Consider the following 14,748-nt stretch of genomic DNA (forward strand, 5'->3'; position numbering starts at 1 on the left):
ATAATTTAGAGAAATAACTGCCATTTACTTAATAAAAGCAATAAAATTTAATTTTTTGGTGAAATTTTGAAAATTTTAGTTACTGGTGGTGCAGGATTTATTGGGAGCCATATTGTAGATATTTTAATCGAAAATGGACACGATGTATCAATTTTGGATAATTTAAGCACCGGAAACGAAAAAAATTTAAATACTTCCGCAAAATTTATAAATGGAGATATTTTAGATAAAACTTTGGATTTATCTGGATTTGAATGTGTAATCCATGAGGCCGCTCAAATTAACGTTAATAAATCCTTAAGTGCCCCTATGTTCGATGCTGAAGTAAATATTCTTGGAACAGTAAATATTCTGGAAAAGATGAAAAAATATGGTGTTAAAAAAATTATATATTCTTCATCAGGGGGTGCAGTTTATGGAGAACCCGAATACTTACCCGTCGATGAAAATCACCCAATAAAACCATTATCTCCTTATGGATCAAGTAAATTTTGCGCAGAAGAATATATTGAACTATATAATCGTCTTTATGGTATCGAATACTGTATTTTGCGATATTCTAATGTTTATGGGGAAAGACAGGATCCCCTTGGTGAAGCAGGGGTTATTTCCATATTTATTGACAAAATAAAAAAAGGGGAAACGCCCGTAATTTATGGGGATGGAAACCAAACTAGGGATTTTATAAATGTTAGGGATGTCGCAAAAGCAAATTTATTGGCACTAGGGTGGAGAAATCAAATAGTAAATATTGGTTCTGGAAGGGAAACTTCGGTAAATGAGCTCTTTAAACTTATTTCTTTTGAATTGGGATTTAATTTGGATGCAATATATGAAAAAGAGCGAGAAGGTGAAGTATATAGAACATATATAGATTATAAAAAAGCTAAAAGTTTAGGTTGGATTCCAGACGTCGAATTACAGGATGGAATTAAAAATCTAGTATTTGCATTTTAAACGTGAAAAAATGAAAATTTCAGTTATAGGAACAGGATATGTTGGATTGATACAAGCTACGGGTCTCGCAAGTTTTGGTTTTGAGGTTATGGGCATAGATATAGACGAAACTAAAGTTAAAATGTTAAACGAGGGTTTATGCCCATTACACGAAGAAGGACTCGAGGAACTTTTGAGATCACACGTGGGCAAAAATTTAAAATTTACCACCTCTTATGAATGTTTAAAAGAATCTGAAGTAATATTTTTATGTGTTGGAACACCTCAGGATAGGGATGGAAACACAGATTTGAGGTTTTTATTTTCGGCAACAGATAATTTGAAAAATTATGTTGAAAATTCAAAGTATTTAGTTATTAAATCCACAGTACCTATTGGAACTAATCGAATGATAAAAGAACGATTAAATAATCCAAATATTGAAATTATTTCAAATCCTGAATTTTTACGAGAAGGAATCGCACTCAAAGATTTTTTCAATCCTGAAAGAATAGTACTTGGTTTTGAAGATTTTAACCCCGAATCACGATATATTTTGGAAATCTATGGGGAATTTATGAAAAAAAATATTCCATTCGTGATTACTAACTGGGAAACCTCTGAAATGATAAAATATGCATCAAATGCGTTTTTAGCGACAAAAATATCTTTTATAAATGAATTATCAAAATTAGCAGATTTAACGAATTCTAATATCAAAACAGTTGCATATGCAATGGGTATGGATGATCGAATAGGTGGTAAGTTTTTAAATGCGGGAATCGGGTATGGGGGATCGTGCTTTCCAAAAGACGTCAAGTCCCTTATAAAACAGTTTGAAAATCATGACATTGTTCCAAACATTATTGGTGCAACTGATCGAGTTAATGAAGATCAGATCTTTTGGTTTTTTAATAAACTTAAGGAACGTTATGGCGGAGATATTGCAGGTAAGACGATTTCAGTTTTGGGACTTTCATTTAAACCAAAAACTGATGATTTGAGGGAAAGTGCATCAATAAAATTAATTGATTTATTGTTAAAAGAAGGCGCAATCGTCAAAGGATTTGATTATGTAAAAAAAGCACGAGAAAATGCATACAATATGTATAATTTAGATAAATCTCGAGCTTTTTACGGTTATAATTTATATATTTTGGACAGTGTAAGGGATGCAGTAGTAAATTCAGACGGAATAATTATTGCAGTCGAGTATGAAGAATTGAATTTTGAAAATTGGGCGGATATTTCAAAATCAGTAAATAAAAAAATCTTATTCGATGGTAAAAATATATTAAATAAGGATGTAATTGAGGAGATAGGGTTTGAATACGTGGGTGTCGGCATAAATTAATCGGTGAGTTCATGAAGATTTTGGTAACTGGTGCAGCAGGTTTTATAGGGTATAGTTTATGCAAAAATTTATTGGATGAAAATATTGAAAGTTTGGTTGGAATTGATAATTTAAATTCATATTATGATCCGATTTTAAAAGAAAAAAGACTTGATATGCTAAATAAATTTTCAAAAAATAATTTTAAGTTTTACAAAATAGATTTAGATAATTTTAAAGAACTGGAAGATATTTTTTCGAAAGAAATGCCTGATTTAATTGTCCACCTAGCCGCACAAGCCGGAGTTAGGTACTCTTTAGAAAATCCTTGGGCATATGAATATAGCAACAATATTGGAACTTTAAATATTTTCGAAATTGCTAAAAAATACAATATTAAAAAAATAGTTTTCGCATCGTCTTCTTCTGTTTATGGCGGGAACCAAAAAATTCCTTTTTCGGAAAGAGATAATGTAGGTAAGCCCGTTAGCATTTATGCAGCAACTAAAAAATACAATGAGTTACTCGCGCATGTTTATCATCATCTTTATGATATGGAAATGGTGGGTTTGAGGTTTTTTACAGTTTATGGGGAATTTGGACGGCCCGACATGGCATATTGGAAATTTACAAAAAAAATATTAAATGGGGAACAAATAGACATATATAATTTTGGAGACATGAACCGGGATTTTACATATATTTCAGATATCGTTGAGGGTATCAAAAACGCAATAAATACGCCTAATTTGGGATACAATATTTTTAATTTGGGGGGGGATAATCCAGTAAATTTAGAATACATGATAAATTTAATTGAAAAAGAACTGGGGATAAATGCAATAAAAAATTACATGCCGATTCAACCAGGTGATGTCCCTGTAACAATGGCAGATTTAGAAAAATCGAAAAAAATGATAAACTACCGCCCAAAAGTTTCCATTGAAGAAGGAATTCAAAAATTTGTAAATTGGTATTTAGAAAATAAACAATGGCTCAAAGATATTTAGGTGCGCCCATGTGTGGAATAAATGGATTTAATTTTTCAAGTGAAAATTACATTAAATTAATGAATAACGAAATAAAACATAGGGGACCCGATGATAGGGGATTCTTTTTGGATAATGAACAAAAAGTGTCTTTAGGGCATGTTAGGTTATCTATTTTAGATTTAACTGAAAAAGGACACCAACCAATGTTTTATTCAAAAGAAACAGCATCCTGCAACGAAAACTTTGAAAATGAGTTAATTCAAAAATGTAACGTTGCAATATGTTACAATGGAGAAATTTATAATTATCAAGAATTAAAAGATGAGTTAATTCAAAAAGGTTATAATTTTAATACAAACTCAGATACAGAAGTTTTACTGGCTTCATATTTAGAATGGGGTTTAGAATGCGTAAATAAGTTTAACGGAATGTGGGCATTTTGCATATATGATAAAGAAAAAAATATACTATTTTTGAGCAGAGATAGACTTGGTGTTAAGCCAGTTTATTACTATTTTGATGAAAATTATTTCATATTTAGTTCAGAGCTTAAAGGAATTTTAAAACATGATTATTTAAACTTAAGATCTTTAAAAAATATTAATAAAGATGCAATAGATCTTTATTTTTCATTAGGGTATATTCCATCCCCTTATTCGATATACAATAACGTTTACAAGATAGAATCTGCAAGTAATCTTGTTTTTGATATACATAAAAAAGAAATTAATATTCAAAAATACTGGGAACTACCTGATTATAGTCCAAATAATGATAAGAAAAAGTTACTCGAAGTGGGTAAAAAGTTACTCGAAGATTCAGTTAAACTAAGAATGCGTTCAGACGTTCCAGTAGGTGCTTTTTTAAGTGGCGGGATAGATTCTTCAACAGTTGTGGGCATTATGAAAAATTTTACGAACTTGGAGAAATTACATACCTTTTCAATTGGTTTTGAAGGCGATTATGACGAAACGCCATATATAAATATGGTTAAAGATGATTTTAAGACAATACATCACCACGAATATTTTAAAGAGAATGATTTTGAGAATATTGTTGATATTTTTTCCGAAATCTATGACGAACCTTTTGGAGATTATTCTGGTTTTCCAACGTATTTTTTAAGCAATATGGCTAAAAAAACTGTTATCGTTTCCCTGAGTGGTGACGGTGGGGATGAAGTTTTTGGCGGTTACAATATGCATCTTGCAGCAAAGAGATTGGAAATTATACGAAAGCTTCCAAAAATTTTAAGGCGCATTGGATCAAAAATACCTGTAAAAGAGAATTTAAATGGATTTTTTAACATCTATTCCTTAAAAAAAGCGTTCGAAGTTTCTTTATCGGATCCTGAATTATTTTTTATAAATTCATTCAGCGATAATCGATTAATAACTGAAAAGTATTATGGATGGACTATGGAAAAACTTAAGTATAGTTTAAAAAAGGGTGGCAATGATTTAGTTGAAGGATTTCGAATATATGATTTATTATACAATACCCTTTCAGATAATTTTTTAGTAAAAGTCGATCGTGCTTCAATGAGAAATTCTTTAGAGGTAAGAAGTCCGTTTTTAGATTACCGATTTGCAGAGTTTGCACAAAAAATACCTTCAAAATGGAAAGTGGATTTATTCAATACAAAAAAATTAATGAAAGAGCTCGTTAAAGGAGTTTTACCTTTAAAAATAATCACTCGAAAGAAACAAGGTTTCACACCGCCAATTGAAAAATGGATATTGGATAAAAAATATGAAAAAGATTTTGAAAAAGGCCTTTTAATTTTAAAAGATATAAATCCGGATATTCATGATTATTATATTGAAAAAGTAATGAATAGAAATGATAAATTGTCAACCCACGCTAAAATAAGATTGTTTATTTTTTCCAAATGGTGGGAAAAATGGATGGAATATTAGTTGGAATACGAATATTTATTTAAGTTAACCTAATGGCGAAAAAATGAACGTACTGATAATAACACCCACGTATTTACCCCGAGACGGCGGTATTGAAAATTCAATACTGGAAACAGCAAAAAAAATTTCAGAAAAAAGTGGAAATAACGTATCAATCGTCACTCCATTTATAGATCCAAATTCCAAGAACTATGAAAAATTTGGAAATTTGGAAATTTATCGATTTGGTAAATTTTTATGTTTTATACAAAATAGATTTTTAAAATTTAGTTTATTTAATTTAACGGCTTTATTTTATTTATTTTATTTAAAAATATTCAAAAAATTTAATTTTGATGTGATAAATACTCATACTGTGGCTTTACCAGGAATTCCTTCCGTTGTTTTATCAAAAATATTTAAAAAACCGCTGGTTTTTTCAATTCACCATTACGGCAGTGGAATGGATATTGTAAGGCCTGAGGAAAATGGGTACCTTTTGAATAAATTAATAAAGAAATTATTAAAATATGCAGATTTTATTACAGTTACTAGTGAAACACAGGAAAAATATCTAGATTATTTATTCGGGGGCAAAAAAAAGGATTTAAAATATTTTTGCGTGCCCTTAGGTATAAATATGCCAGAAATATCGAATTCTAAAAATATATCTAATAATGGCCAATTTATAGTATTTACCATTGGAAGACTCGTAAAAAGAAAACGGCTCGATATTATATTGAATATCGCAGAAAGACTCTCTGAAGATAAAAAAATAGTTTTTGCAATTGCAGGATCGGGGCCCGAAAAAGAAAATCTTGAAAAAATGATTTTAGAAAAAGATTTAAAAAATGTTATTTTGCTAGGTAGGGTAACTGAAGAAGAAAAAGTGGAATGGTTTTCAAAATCCAATTTATTTATTCAATCTTCAGAATACGAAGGTTTTGGTATAACTTATCTAGAGGGACTTAGTTTTGGAATTCCAGTTCTCGCTTTCAAAAACACTGCAATAGAGGAAATAAAAAGAAAAATTGGCAAAGGCGTTTATATTTTTGAAGACGTTGATTCAGCAGTATCTCAAATAACCGAAATAAAGAGTTCAAAATTGGATTCGGAAATAATACAAAATAAAATACGCAAAACTTATTCATGGAAAAAAACTTCAGAAAAATTTGAAGAAATATTTAATAATTTAATTCGTAATTAACTTTTTTTATTAATTTCATCAATTATTCCGTAAAATGCAACTGAATTCGTATTATCTATTTTGTAGACTTCAGTATTTGATAGCATATTTTGTACTGCTTCAGTTTCCATTTTTTCAATTTTTGGAAATATTTGTGATTCGTTTAAATATTCTAACGATTTTAAAATGTCACTTTTCCACCAGAAAAACTCTACATTATTCAAAAACTTTATTATTCCGGTAGTTTTGTTTTTTTCTTCAGTATCTAATTTTTCTACTGCCTTAGTATCTAATGTTTTTTCCAAAATCATAATGTTTTTTAGGGTTCCGACTGGTTTATATGGTAATTTTTCAAAAATGTTTTGATAATCCATTTTAAATGAACTATACAGATATATTATCGGGAATTTTTTCAAAAATTCGTTCCATCGAAGTTTAAAGAATTCTAATCTGGAAATAAGCCCTTTTTTATAAAATTCACCGATCAAATATTCATTATGGTAGTAAGTAAATGCGTATGGGCAAGAATATACTTTTTTAGTATTTATATCCACTACAATAATGTCGTCACCAATTAAACTATAATCTTTCTCAGACACCAAACTAAATGTTGAAATTGATTTTCCGGTATTTGGTTTACCCATTATTATTGTTACATCGTCATTATTCGGCCCTGCAACTGCCGAAGCATGTAGTGTTAAATAACCATTTTGAAGTAGTATGAAAAATAAAAGATCGTTAAGAACCTTTCTCGGTGAATCTAAATTCCATATTGGAAACATTATTTTACTCCAAGCTCGATTTGAAGTAACGTTGATTTTTTTAGTTTTTTCATCAAAACATATTTTTCCAACAAATGTAATAATGGATTTTTGAAACATGTAAAATTCAAGATTTTTGGAATCTTTACAAATGTAAACATTAGAAAATAGATTTTTTATTTTGCCTTCATTTTTCAATTTTTTAAATTCTTTTTCTACTTTTTTATTTACTTTATAATTTACTGTAAAATCGTAATCTGGGTTATTGGCCATGTTTTTAATATTGTAAAGCAATGTCGAGTAATTAAATCCCGAAAGCATTTTATTGTCCGTAGTTAATGAACAAAGTTCTGGTATTATCGGGTAGGTATTTTTAGTATTTTCCAAAGTATCACCTAACATATTTCAAACATGGCCGTAAGGGATAATAAATCTTAATTTATAGGCATGTTTAAATAAACATATTTTCTTATTTAATTGTTGTATTTAAAGAATATATATGCTCTGATTCGTATCTCGAAACCGTGGAAAAATGTTGTCAAACATATTTAAAAAATTTAATGATTCAAAATATGTAATTATCGATAAAGTTTTTTTTAGAAAACTTGATAATGAAATTAGATACACATCCAATGTAAACGAGTCTTTTGAAATACTTTTAAATTACCTTCCATACGTTAAAAACATAGTTAAAAGCTCCAAAAGACCAAAATTCGTTAATAAACTGGAATCAAAAGAACTAAATGATCTGATTTATTATTCGTATATTTATTATTTGATACACTGGGACAATATTGATTCTTCCAAGCAAATAGCTTGGCAAAACTGGTTTAATTTTAAAAAAACAGTTGATAAAAATTTAAAAAATGAATATGTTGTAGTTTTAGATTATATTAGAAATATTGATTTTTATGAAAAATACATTTCTAAAAAATTTCCCAACGAAATTAAACGATATAATGAAAAAAACATATTTTTAAAATTTTTTGGAAATTTTCATGGATTTTTCATGGTTTTTTACTTATTAATGAGGAAATTAACATGTTTATTCATAACGGGATTTTCAAAAACGTCTGCAAAGTATGATAAAAATATGATATTGGCAATCACGGATTATGATAGATATTATGATAGCAAGGGTTTTTTTAACAGTGAAATATTTTCAAATGCGGAATTTAAAGAATATTTAAAATTAAATTTTAATACGGACGTTGAAACTGAAAATATCCAAGTTGTATATACAAAATACTCATTTAAAAATTTTTTAAAATACCTAATTACTTTTAAAAATGACAATAAATCCGTATTTTTGGAAGATATTTTGGATTTTCATATCGGGCTCGAGATTTTTATTCACGGTTTATTGAATATTAAAAAAAATAAAAATTTTCCAATCGTTAAAACCGATGAAAACATAGAATTTATTGACCATATGTACGAAGATTTCATGAAAAATAAGTTTTTATTTAGTTTATGGTTTTATTTATCCGTAAAAAAGTACATTGAAAATAACAATGTAAAAATTGTTATTGGTGATTCTGAAAAGAATCTATTATATTTCTTCTTTAGTATTTTACGAAAAAATTCAGAATATTTTAATACAATAGCTTTTAGTCACGAAGTAATAATTCCAGATCATTCTTTCTATCTGCCGTTTACTGGACATTATGACGATTCACCAGATTTAAAGTTTGTATGGAATGAGGGTATAAAGAAATTATTGGTGGATAAATACAATTATTCTGAAGATAAAATTGCAGTTTTGGATGACCCCCGATTTTTAAAATGGAAATCAAAGAAATTCGAAAAAAAATCGATATTATTTATATCTCAAGGATATAGTCACTTTTATGAGGATTTAATAGATTTTTTCAAAAATGAAACGGAAAAAGTTAATTTTTTAAAATCAAAAGGTTTTAAATTTTATTTTAAGCCTCATCCAGCAGAATTTTTAACGCCTACAAGTAAAAAATATCTGGAAGAAATAATGAAATCATATAATGATATTTCAGTTATAGATAATCTTGATTTTATCCCAGAATATGGAATAGGGGTAGATTCCACACTAGTTTATGAATTAATGAGGAATGGTACAAAAGTTTTCTTTTTATCGTTAAATAATATATTTATGATTGAAAAAGAGGATTTTCAAAAATGTTCTAAAAAATCAATATCTGATGTAATACATAGTTTAAAAATAGAGTAATATTAAAGTAATTTTTCAAGGTCTTCTTTTCTTAAATAACCTACATTTTCGGAATTGTACACTTTTTTTACATTTTCAGATTTTTCACTTTTAAAAGGTTTAATTATATACATTTCATCCGTTTCTTCGAGTTTAGAACATTCTTCATCCATTAAAAGTTCTTCATATAACTTTTCGCCCGCTCTTTTTCCTATATTTTTGATTTCAATATCTTCTTTCTGATAATTATGTTCCGGGGCATATTTTTCAATTAAAAATTCTATTAAATCAATAATTTTAACAGAAGGCATTTTCAAAACAAATATTTCTCCATCTTGGGCCAAAAGCCCTGCCTTTAATACTAAGTGCACTGCCTGATCTATTTTCATTACAAATCGGGTCATTTCTGAATCAGTCAATGTAACGGGGCCACCTTTACGTATTTGCCCTTTTATTAATGGGATTATTGAACCCCTTGAGTTTAGTACATTTCCAAATCTAACTGCCGAGAATACTGTTGTTCTACTACCTTTGTAGAGATTTGCAGAGAGTGTTAATCTTTCAGACAGTAATTTTGTTGCACCCATTACATTTACTGGATTTACTGCCTTATCTGTACTTATGGTTATGAATTTTTCAATATTTTCATCAATTGCGGCATCTATTAAATTCTGAGTTCCCAAAACATTGGTTTTTACGGCTTCAAAAGGATTATATTCACAGAGGGGAACGTGTTTCAATGCAGCCGCGTGAAAAACTATGTCAATATCTTCAACGGCACGATATACCCTCTCTTTATCCCTAACGTCCCCAATGAGGCATCGTATTCTGTTATCATTTAATTCATGTTCTAAATCAAACAGTGCAGTTTCATTAATATCAAAAATTCGTACGGTATCAGGATTTAATTTTAATAGAGATTTCACTAACGTGCTTCCTATTGATCCCGTACCTCCTGTAACCAGTATTTTTTTATTTTCGTAAAATTTCATAAGTTCATCAAAAGTTTTTTCCATATTTACCGACTCCTAAAAAATTCTTCAATACAATCAATAACGTAATCCATTTCTTCAATCGTCATGTGTGGGTACATTGGTAGTGTGAGTATTTTTGAAGAAATATCTTCGGTAACCGGTAGGTTTACATTTGCCGATTTAAAAACAGAATATTTATGAACTGGATCAAAGTATATTTTTGAAGATATCTCTTTTTTATTTAAGAATTGGATTAATTCTCCTCTTAATTCAGTATTTTCTAAAAGTATGCTGTATAATTGGTATACTGCATAATTGTTGTTTTCGACATTAATGGTTTTTACGCCTTTAATCTCATTTAAATTTTTATTTAAATATTCTGCGTTTTTTCGTCTCATTTTAATAAGTTTTTCGACTTTATCCAGTTGGGAAATCCCTAAACACGCCAGTATTGTGGGTAATCTCCAATTGTATCCTATATCAACATAATCTACACTGCAATTTGACGAAAAATAGTTTTCTTTTGAAATTCTGCCGTAGGAACATATCAAATTAAGTTTATTATATACCTCCTCGTCATCAGTTACAACACAGCCGCCTTCTCCGGTAGCAAATATTTTGTTCTGACAAAAACTAAATATTGAAGAATCTCCATAAGTTCCGACAAATTTATTATTATATTTTGCGCCAAATGCTTCTGCGGCATCTTCTATCAACAATAAATCCTTAGCTTCTGCAATTTCCCGTAATTCATCGATTTTACAGGAAATTCCTGCATAATGAACAGGAATTATTGCCTTTGTATCAGGGGTTATTTTTTCCAAAACGCTATTTGGGTCTAATCCAAAAGTTTCTTCTTCAATATCTGCAAATACCGGTTTTGATCCAACGTATTTTGGGGCCATACATGTGGCAATGAATGTAAATGACGGAACTATTACTTCATCATTCGGTTTTAGCCCATGTGCTAACATCAGGGCATGCAATGCAGATCCTCCTGAATTAAAAGTTATGCAATATTTTGAACCCAAATACTTTGCTATATTATTTTCAAAAGTTTTAATTTGTGTTCCAGAACTCCAAAATGCTCCAGATTTTAATATAGTATCAACAGAAGATATGTCTTCATCATCCCAGTAAATTTTAAATAATGGTATCTTCATTTTATCACTTTATACGATTGTACTGTCAAAAGTTCGATATTCGGGGAAATAATCTTTATTTAATGGTTTAACTAAATTTAAATGTTTTACGAGTTGATTATATTTATTTTGGTCATATATTTTTTTACCAATGTAAAATGGCATATCAAGTTTTGAAAATCCAGATTTATATTCAAAAAGTGAGTCGTCTTTTATTACCCCTCCGCCTAAAAAGAAGTATTTTAGTCCCAAGTCTTTTGATTTTTTGATCGACTCCCATAATATTAAATCATTTGGATAAATTCCTTTTAATTTCAATGTTCCTGAAAGGTGGTAGTGCATAATAGTCTCCCCTTTAAAGAAAATGCCTGCACCAACCACTTTTTTTTGATAGTATGCTAAAATTAAAAAAGTTTTTATGAACTTAAAGTGATCCATTATAAACTGTTTTGAAAAATGATACTTTTCAGAAGATTCGTTTCTACATAGCATGGAATTGTAGCATTCCATAAAATGATCTATATCTTCAGATGAGGGATTTTCAATAATTTTTAGATCACAACCTTCATTCTTTGATTTTTTAATGTTGTATCTAAGACCTTTTTTAAAATTGCTTTTGATTGTATCAATATTTTGGTTTAAGTCAATATATCTAATATCACTTAAGTATTGGGTATTGAATATTTTACTAAAGCAGATATGATTTTCATAAATTGGGTGAAATCTAAAAAATTCGCAGATATATTTTTCATCTAAACAATAATTTTGGTATTCTTTTTCAAAGTCAGATATTGATTTTCGAATTTTTTCAGGTTCGTTAGTTTTTTTAACGATTATTGGGCCACCATAGCCATAAGGCGTTGTAAGATCATAACCGTCGAAATTTTCTAAATTTTTAATTTTACAAATATCTCTGATTAAATGACTGAGAAAAATTTTTATATTTCGATCTTCCCAGAAAATTCCTTCAAAATCTGTGCCATAATGCATTTTATATAAGTTAAAATAGCCATAATTAAAATAAACATCGTTGTAGTTTTCAAAATCACTTTTAATTAGTTTATTCCATTCTTTTTCGCCACGTATAATCTCCATATTTACATCTCGTTATTTAGTATTTTTAAAATAATTTCATTTATTTTTGAGTAACTTTTCCCTTTACCATATGGATTTTCTAAATTGTTTAGGTCTTTTTTAAAATTCTCATCGTAAATAGCTTTATGAACTGCTTTTTTTATCTCTGTTTTATCAAAATTTGTTTCAATTACATTTTTCGTTTTTAAACGACCTTTCTGCCGATTTCCAATATTTACAAATGGTTTTTTAAAACTTGGGAGTTCTACAAGGCCGGAACTTGAATTTCCCACCATTGCCGAACATAAATTCATAAGTCCTAGGAAATCTTTTCGTGAAATGTGTGCATATACAGATATATTTTTTGATTTTTTAGAATATTCATCGAGCATTTTATTAATTTCTGTACCACCTGCATCAGAATTTGAATAAACCGAAATTGTTGGAATATTTAATTCCAAGATTGCATCCAGAATTTCTTTTATTTGAGTTTTTACCTCTTCATTTTCGTTGGTATTTGGATGAAATATTAATAAAAGTAGATTTTCATCAGTTTTAATACCATATTTTTCTATAATTGTATCTTTTTTGGAGTAATTTTCTAAAATAATGTCATCAATGCCAGGTTCCCCGGTTACAAATATTTTATTTTTATCAATTCCCATTTTTAAGAGATTAATGTAACTTTCAAGATTACCTACAAGGTGATAGTTTGCAAAAATTGATGTGGCATTTCTTAGCTTATTGTCTATCGAATCAGAAACGTCACCGCCACCGTGGTGAACAACTGGAATATTTAGGTGGGCGCCGATAAGTGCACCAACTAACGCGGCACAGCGATCTCCTTCTACAAATATCAGTTTTGGATTTAATTTTTCAACAACTTGGGTAATGCCGTAGATTTCCATCCCCATGGTTTTAAGCATACCTCCGAGTGAATTTGAATCAAAAAGCGCATCTACTTTTTCAACATCAAAACCATCATTTTCAATATCGGATACAGTATTTCCAAAATGGGGGCTTAGGTGCATGCCTGTCGCAATTATTTTTATGTCGACATATTTTTTAAGTTCAATCAAGGCTTTGCTCATCAAAGAGTATTCTGATCTCGATTCAGTAATAAATGCTACATCACACATACTATTCACCGTTCAATATTCCTAAAATTTTTTCCATATCTTTTTGACAGTATCTGTGATCAATCGGTACTGATAGGATATTTTCAGAGAGTGCATGTTCAAAAGTAAAATTTTTAGGAACTTCTTTGGGGATTTCCCAATGTATTGGGGGGTAAATTTGATTTTCTATAAGTTTTTTTCTTATTCTTTCTTTTATTTCGCCATTTTCAAAATTGAGCGGTATAAAAAAAGGGCTTTTCAGTTCTTTTTTTTCATATATTGTGTTTACGTTTGGATTATTTAAATTATCGTAAATATATTCTAAATTAACTGTTCTTTGGGTTTTCATTTTTTTAATATCTATGTTTTTCAGTATTTCCATAGAAATCGGAGGTATTTCTTTAACGGTAATTAATCCATCTTTTAAAAATTCATAATTTCTATATAATTCTAAAAAATAATTCTTTAAGGAAGTTTCAGAGTTTGATTTATTCATATAGTATTTTTTTAAAACCATGGCCTCAAGCATTTCTATATAATTATTATTTTTTTCAAATACTCTTTTTTCCATATTTAAAATTCCTTTTTTATAAAAGAGAATTCCTCCATCAGGTATTGGAAAAATTTTTCTAAGGCTTGCGATCATGAAGACATTTTTATCGAGGATCTCTAACCTTTCTTTATTTAATATTGAATGAGATATATCTAAAATCACAATATTTTTTTTAGAAATTTCCAATATCTCCTTTTTACTTAATGAATCACTCCCAAAATAGTCTATTAGATATACTACTGAATTTTCAGGAATATTTCTTAAATCAGGTTTTAATTTTTCATCACAGGAATAAAATTTAAATTCAATGTTTAATTCAGCAAATGGTTGAATGATTGAATGACATAGATATGCAGGCAGATAAAATTCAGAATGATTTTTTTTTATTAGTTCTTCGAGTAGCAATTTTATTGCTTGACGCCCATCCCCTACAAAAATTGAATCTAACTGCTGAGTTGAAATATTTCCTTTAATATGGTGATATGCAGAGTTTTCAAAATCTATACCGTCATATTTCGGAAACTCAAAAAAAGAACCTATTTCCAAATTATCCCCCTTCTTACGAAATTTATTTAAAAATTTATACTTAAAGATTA

12 protein-coding genes are annotated in these 14,748 nt (G+C 28.8%); 6 read left to right on the forward strand and 6 right to left on the reverse strand.

Translation table 11 applies throughout. The features are described 5' to 3' along the window. Positions 1-66: 66 nt before the first annotated feature. Genes MMARC5_RS02505 through MMARC5_RS02525 form a run of 5 tightly spaced genes read left to right on the forward strand, consistent with a single transcriptional unit; the run spans position 67 to position 6,366 of the window. The gene (locus MMARC5_RS02505) at positions 67-957 is read left to right on the forward strand and encodes an NAD-dependent epimerase/dehydratase family protein (protein ID WP_011868263.1); all 891 of its coding nucleotides are present in this window, start codon (positions 67-69) and stop codon (positions 955-957) included. Positions 958-967: 10 nt separating this feature from the next. Continuing rightward, positions 968-2,290, forward strand: a complete 1,323-nt coding sequence (locus MMARC5_RS02510; protein WP_011868264.1) for a UDP-glucose dehydrogenase family protein — start codon at positions 968-970, stop codon at positions 2,288-2,290. A gap of 11 nt (positions 2,291-2,301) precedes the next feature. Then, on the forward strand, positions 2,302-3,279 hold the full coding sequence (locus tag MMARC5_RS02515) for an NAD-dependent epimerase/dehydratase family protein (protein ID WP_011868265.1): 978 nt from the start codon (positions 2,302-2,304) through the stop codon (positions 3,277-3,279). An 8-nt stretch (positions 3,280-3,287) separates the two neighbouring features. Next, complete coding sequence (asnB, locus tag MMARC5_RS02520; RefSeq protein WP_011868266.1) at positions 3,288-5,180, forward strand: asparagine synthase (glutamine-hydrolyzing); 1,893 nt, start codon at positions 3,288-3,290, stop codon at positions 5,178-5,180. A 43-nt stretch (positions 5,181-5,223) separates the two neighbouring features. Continuing rightward, positions 5,224-6,366: a glycosyltransferase family 4 protein gene (locus MMARC5_RS02525; protein WP_011868267.1), complete on the forward strand. Its 1,143-nt coding sequence runs from the start codon at positions 5,224-5,226 to the stop codon at positions 6,364-6,366. Here the strand turns inward: MMARC5_RS02525 and MMARC5_RS02530 are convergent. Beyond that, a complete protein-coding gene (locus MMARC5_RS02530; RefSeq protein WP_048058441.1) occupies positions 6,363-7,493 on the reverse strand; it encodes a hypothetical protein in 1,131 nt (376 codons plus the stop codon). The genes MMARC5_RS02525 and MMARC5_RS02530 overlap by 4 nt on opposite strands. A gap of 145 nt (positions 7,494-7,638) precedes the next feature. Between MMARC5_RS02530 and MMARC5_RS02535 the strand changes: the two genes are divergently transcribed. Continuing rightward, positions 7,639-9,312: a hypothetical protein gene (locus MMARC5_RS02535; RefSeq protein WP_011868269.1), complete on the forward strand. Its 1,674-nt coding sequence runs from the start codon at positions 7,639-7,641 to the stop codon at positions 9,310-9,312. A 2-nt stretch (positions 9,313-9,314) separates the two neighbouring features. On the opposite strand, the gene MMARC5_RS02540 is transcribed toward MMARC5_RS02535, so the two are convergent. Genes MMARC5_RS02540 through MMARC5_RS02560 form a run of 5 tightly spaced genes read right to left on the reverse strand, consistent with a single transcriptional unit; the run spans position 9,315 to position 14,698 of the window. Further along, a complete protein-coding gene (locus MMARC5_RS02540) occupies positions 9,315-10,283 on the reverse strand; it encodes a UDP-N-acetylglucosamine 4,6-dehydratase family protein (protein WP_231288459.1) in 969 nt (322 codons plus the stop codon). Between the two features lie 26 nt (positions 10,284-10,309). Further along, positions 10,310-11,428: a DegT/DnrJ/EryC1/StrS family aminotransferase gene (locus MMARC5_RS02545; protein ID WP_011868271.1), complete on the reverse strand. Its 1,119-nt coding sequence runs from the start codon at positions 11,426-11,428 to the stop codon at positions 10,310-10,312. 9 nt (positions 11,429-11,437) lie between these two features. Continuing rightward, positions 11,438-12,502 (reverse strand): GNAT family N-acetyltransferase, encoded by a 1,065-nt coding sequence (locus MMARC5_RS02550; protein WP_011868272.1) that lies wholly within the window; start codon positions 12,500-12,502, stop codon positions 11,438-11,440. Between the two features lie 2 nt (positions 12,503-12,504). After that, positions 12,505-13,620, reverse strand: a complete 1,116-nt coding sequence (gene neuC, locus MMARC5_RS02555) for a UDP-N-acetylglucosamine 2-epimerase (RefSeq protein WP_011868273.1) — start codon at positions 13,618-13,620, stop codon at positions 12,505-12,507. 1 nt (position 13,621) lies between these two features. Further along, positions 13,622-14,698, reverse strand: a complete 1,077-nt coding sequence (locus MMARC5_RS02560; protein ID WP_011868274.1) for a hypothetical protein — start codon at positions 14,696-14,698, stop codon at positions 13,622-13,624. Positions 14,699-14,748 lie beyond the last annotated feature (50 nt).

The sequence above is a fragment of the Methanococcus maripaludis C5 genome (assembly GCF_000016125.1).
Taxonomy (GTDB): Archaea; AGJL01; Methanococci; order Methanococcales; family Methanococcaceae; genus Methanococcus; species Methanococcus maripaludis_D.